Source organism: Azospirillum sp. TSO5, assembly GCF_003116065.1.
In the GTDB taxonomy this organism is placed as follows: domain Bacteria; phylum Pseudomonadota; class Alphaproteobacteria; order Azospirillales; family Azospirillaceae; genus Azospirillum.
This window is the reverse complement of the sequence record NZ_LGQY01000177.1, coordinates 1-4837: the sequence shown is the minus strand read 5'-3', so window position 1 is coordinate 4837 and position 4837 is coordinate 1. Positions and strand designations below refer to the sequence as shown.

Annotated in this window: 4 protein-coding genes; 3 read left to right on the top strand and 1 reads right to left on the bottom strand. The window is 69.0% G+C overall.

Annotated features, from left to right (window positions below; translation table 11 throughout):
- The coding region (locus TSO5_RS31645) for a glycosyltransferase (protein ID WP_146203884.1) at window positions 1-755 on the top strand (755 nt) is incomplete at its 5' end.
- A complete protein-coding gene (locus tag TSO5_RS31640) occupies window positions 752-2428 on the top strand; it encodes a DUF2190 family protein (protein WP_109155335.1) in 1677 nt (558 codons plus the stop codon). The genes TSO5_RS31645 and TSO5_RS31640, both read left to right, overlap by 4 nt.
- A gap of 10 nt (window positions 2429-2438) precedes the next feature.
- On the opposite strand, the gene TSO5_RS31635 is transcribed toward TSO5_RS31640, so the two are convergent.
- Window positions 2439-3626 (bottom strand): glycosyltransferase family 4 protein, encoded by a 1188-nt coding sequence (locus tag TSO5_RS31635; protein ID WP_109155333.1) that lies wholly within the window; start codon window positions 3624-3626, stop codon window positions 2439-2441.
- A gap of 342 nt (window positions 3627-3968) precedes the next feature.
- Between TSO5_RS31635 and TSO5_RS31630 the strand changes: the two genes are divergently transcribed.
- Window positions 3969-4837 (top strand): carbohydrate-binding domain-containing protein (locus TSO5_RS31630; RefSeq protein WP_282183547.1); only part of this gene is annotated, 869 nt, incomplete at its 3' end.

Here is a 4837-nt window from a genome sequence, read left to right as displayed (position 1 = left end):
AGGGGGGGGGGCCCGCCCGCCATGCGGCGGGGGCGCTGGCCGGCGGCTTCACCGGCGGCATGGCGGTGGTGACGCTCAGCGACCGGCAGCGCGCGGTGATCGCCCCCCATCTGCCGCCCGGCACCGTCACCCTGCCCGTCCCCAACCCGGTTGAAGTTGAGGATCGCGGACCTGCTCCGGTCGCCGGCAACCGCCCCGTGCTGTTCGTCGGCCGCTTGTCGCGCGAGAAGGGCGCCGCTCTGTTGGCCGAGGCGGCGGCACAGGCCGGCTGTCCGGTCCGCTTCGTCGGCGATGGCGACGAGGCGGCGGCGGTGCGGCGGCTGAACCCCGATGCGGAGCTTGCCGGCTGGCTGCCGCCCGACGCCGTGCTGGAGGAGGTACAGCGGGCGCGGGCCTTGGTGGTTCCATCGCTGTGGTACGAGACGTTCGGGCTCGCCGCCTACGAAGCACTGGCGAATGGCGTTCCCATCATCGTCAGCGACAATTGCGCGGCGGCGGAGGCGGTGCTGCCGGGAGAGAACGGTTTCCTGTTCCGCAGCGGCGATGCCGTCGACCTCGCCCGCTGCCTCCGACTGCTGTCCCACGACGCGGAGGTGGAGCGGATGGGCCGCAACGCGCATGACGGGTACTGGCGTGCGCCCTTCACGCTGGACAGCCATCTCGACCGGTTGGAGGAGGTCTATCGCGCAGCCCTCAGCGATGGCATCGGTTCGCTGGGCCGGCTCGACCGGCGATCCCGGGCCTTCACGCCATGAGCGGCGGTGCCGGCTGCCGCATCGGCAGGCGCGCGTTGCTGGCCGCCGCCCTCGCCCTGCCCGCCGCCCAGAGGCCCGCCGTCGCACAAGCCGCTCAGGACAAGCCTTTGCGCCCGACCCCCGACCCGCCGCCGAGAAACGGCCCAGCCCTGTCGATCCGCGAACGGGGCGCCTTCGGCGACGGGCGCAGCCATCCTTTGTCAGAGCGTTACAAAAACCTGGAGGCGGCACGGCGCACCCATCCGCATGTCCGCTCCCTGGACCAGGAATGCGATTGGGCGGCTCTGCAGGGTGCCGTGCTGGAACTGGCGCGCAGCGGACAGGGCGGAACGGTGCTGGTGCCGCCCGGCCATTACCGGCTGGATGGCGAGATCGTCCTGCCCAACCTCGACCGCTATGACGACGCCTTCAACGAGGTGGAGATCGTCGGCGCCGGCATGCGCGCCTCGCTGCTGTCCTGGCCGGAGGATCTGGGGCCGGGACGTTTCGCCATCCGGGCCGGCAGCCGACAGGGTATTCGCGACGACGACAAGGGGTATCAGCGCAGCCGCATCGCGCACATCAGCCTACGCGGGCCGAAGCCCGGCAATCGGCCGGGCGATCCGCCGCCGGGCATGGACGGGCTGGCGCTGACCTCCCGCTTCCTGCTGGAGCGGGTCGGGGTGTTCGGCTTCCGCGCCGGGGTGGATGTCTGGCGCGACCATTCCTCGCTGATCTCCTGCCAGCTGACCAAGAACCACATCGGCGCCTATTGGTCGGCGGGAACCGACAGCTTCGGCGATCACCTGTTCCTCGACACCGACCTCGCCGGCAACACGCTGGCTTCTATCGCCGTGTCGCCGGAGAACGGCATCGACCATTCCAGCTTCATCTCCTGCCATTTCGGCTTCTCGCCCTATGCGATCCTGGCGGAGGACGGGCCGGCCAAACGGACCTTCCTGTCCAACAACAAGTTCCTGGACTGCGCCTTCGAGGCCTGCGGCAACGGCTGGATCCAGGGGCCGATGGCGGAGATGTACGGCAATGTCCTGATCGGGTGCAGCGGATCGCTGCTGCCGGCCTATCGCTTGGCGAAGCGACCCGTCGCCGGTCTGATCGTGGTGCGGGCGCTGGAGCGCAACCAGTTCACCGGCGGCAGCGCCAGCTTCGGCGACGGCACCAACGACCGCGCCGCCGACATCGAGACCGCCGCCATCGTCGCGGCTTCGGCCGTCGGCAACCGGTTCGACGATGCGGAACGGCTGATCCGCCTCGGCCGCGACGGCTTCGCCCCGGCTCTCGCCGTCTCCGGCACCTGCCGCGCCAACCGGTTCGAGGCGTTGGACTGCTCCGGTGAGTTCCGCAAGGTCGGTGCCGGCGGCATCGATGCCGGCAATCTGGTGCAGCGCGACTACGACCGGGTGCGCCGGCTGGAGCCCGACCGCCCAGCCGACGGCGTCGCCCTGACCTCGGCTGCCGCCGGTGGCGTCGTTCCCGTCGCGACCAGTGGAACCGTCCCGGTTGGCAAGACCCGCGCCGCCATCCGCATGGGCACCGTCCTGCGTCCCGGCAGCGGCACCCCCCAGCGCGCCGATCCCACTCCCGGACCGGCAGCGCCGGTCGGCATCGCGGCGACGGACGCGCCGCCGGGAAGCGACAGCGTGGTCATGGAGCTGAGGTTGGAGTTGCGGTAAGGGCAGCGGGTCAGGACGCCGACCCGGCCAACAGCCGCCGCCCATCGACCGGCTGATCCGCCGGCCCCAGTTCCTCCAGCAGATCGGCATACTGTCCGGCCGTCACCGACCAGTCCTGGCTCTCCGCGATGCGGCGGCCTGCCTCGCCCATGCGGCGGCGCAGTGACGGGTCCGCAGCAAGATCGCGCATCGCCCGCACCAGATCCCCATGCGCGTCCGGGTCGTCCAGCAGGATGGCGGCGCCGTCCTCCAGCAGACGGCCGGCGCCGGCCAGCCGGGTGGTGACGACCGGCAGACCGCTGGCCGCCGCCTCCAGCAGGACGAGACCGAAGGGCTCGTAGCGGGTCGGGAAGACGAACAGGTCGGCCGCCCGCATCAGCGCCGCCACGTCGCGCCGGTGGCCGAGGAAGCGGACCCGCTCCTCTACCCCCAGCGCCCGCGCCATCGCCGGGAACGGGCCACCGCGCTCGTCGCCGACCACCGCCAGCGCTAGATCGGGCACCTCGGCCAGCGCGCGCAGCACCCCGTCCAGATTCTTGCGGTCGCTGCGGGCATCGCCGACGAACAGCGCCACCGGACGGCCGGGCGGCAGGCCGAACAGCGTTGGATCGGGCGTGCCCGGACGGAACTCCCGGACATCGACGCCATTGTCGATCACCCGCAGCCGGGCAGGCTCGATGCCGTCCCGGCGCAGTTCGTCCGCAACGGTCCGTGAGACGGCCACCAGCCGTCCGGCACGGCGGAAGCTCCAGCGCTCGAACCCGACATTCAGCAGGGTGTAGAGCGCCCGATAGAGCGACAGCGGCGAAACGCCCTTGCGGATCGGATGGGTGGCGGAGCGCATCCAGGCGGAATGGACGAAATGCACGGCATTCACGTCCGACCGCGCCCAACTGACGAAGCCGTTCACCACCACACGATCAATTCCCGCCTGCCGTTCCCGCGCCAAGGCCCGGCTCGCCCTCCAGGCGAACAGTTGGTCCTTCGCCAATTGCGTCGGCACACCGCCGCCGCTGACCGGGATCCAGCGCAAGCGGGGATGGCGCGCCAGTTCCTCCGCCAATTCCGACGCGATGGCGACGACCTCATGCCCGCGGCGGAGCAGTTCGTCGACCACAACGGCGTTCACGCGCCCCTGTCCGTCGTGCCGGACGATCTTCTGCGTGACGACGGCGATGCGCAGGGAAGCGGTGCGCATGGAACGGTCTCCTGCCCGGCCTGATCGGCGGTATTTGCGGCGGTTCGTGCCGAAGTGGACCACGGCGCCGGCACCCACGCCAAACAAACGAAAGATACGGACGCCACACAACAGGCTTAAGACTGCCGTTGTCTGACTCATTCCTTCAGACACTAAAACATTCGCGGACTCAAAATCGATTTTTTTGGAAGAGTCAAAGATGAGTCAGAGTCATGTCCCAAGATTGACTCTCCATTCTATAGCGAATTCTGTGCGACTACTCCCAACGAGAAGGGTAATCCAACCGATACGGTTAACCCAGTCTAGCAAAATCTTAATATCCGATTAATGGGAGTCGTGCCGATGTCGCTCACCGGGTCCAATCTCATCGATGTCACCTTCGCGATCGACGCTTGGGGACAAGCAGCCGGCGGCGTCTGGCCGCATCTGGCGCTCAAGCTCGACGGCGCGACCATCGGTCAGGCGACGGTGAACAGCAGCACCCTGGGGCGCTACACCATCTCCGCCAAGGTCGCGGCCGACAGCGCGCACAAGCTGCAGATCGTCTACGACAACGACGGCCTGTCGGGCGGCGTCGACCGCAACCTGTTCGTCCGCGCCGTCTCGGTGAACGGCACGTCGATCGCCGCCACCGACCCGTCGGTCACCTATGACAAGGGTGCGGTCGACGGAAAGGACGTGGTGAAGGGACAGGAAGCCCTGTATTGGGGCGGCGCACTGAACGTGCCGCTGCCGGCCTCGCTGTTCCCGGCGGCCGATATTGCCGATCCGGCGGCTGCATTGCCGGCGGCGACGAAATCCTACAGCGTCGTCGTCAACGCCTGGGGCAAGAGCGCCGGCGGGGTGCCTCCGCACTTCAAGCTTCTGGTCGACGGCAAGGCGGTGGGCGACGCCAAGGTGGCCGCCACCAGCCAGACCGCCTACAAATTCACGGTCGATCTCGACCCGACCCAGGCGCACAAGGTCCAGGTCCAGTACGACAACGACGCCGTCGTCAACGGCCAGGACCGCAGCCTTTTTGTCGGTTCGGTCGTGGTGAACGGTCACAGCGTCGCCTCCAACGCGGCCGGGGTCACCTATGACCGCGGCGCGCTGGACGGCAAGGACGTCATCTCCGGCCAGCAGGGCCTTTGGTGGAACGGCACGCTGAGCGTTCCCGTCACCAAGGACATGCTCGGCGGTACGACGACCACCACGCCCACGGCACCCGC

Excerpts from the sequence above, each read along its gene's own strand:
- TSO5_RS31635 (WP_109155333.1), bottom strand. The coding sequence starts at position 3,626 with ATGCGCACCGCTTCCCTGCGCATCGCCGTCGTCACGCAGAAGATCGTC.
- TSO5_RS31640 (WP_109155335.1), top strand. The coding sequence starts at position 752 with ATGAGCGGCGGTGCCGGCTGCCGCATCGGCAGGCGCGCGTTGCTGGCC.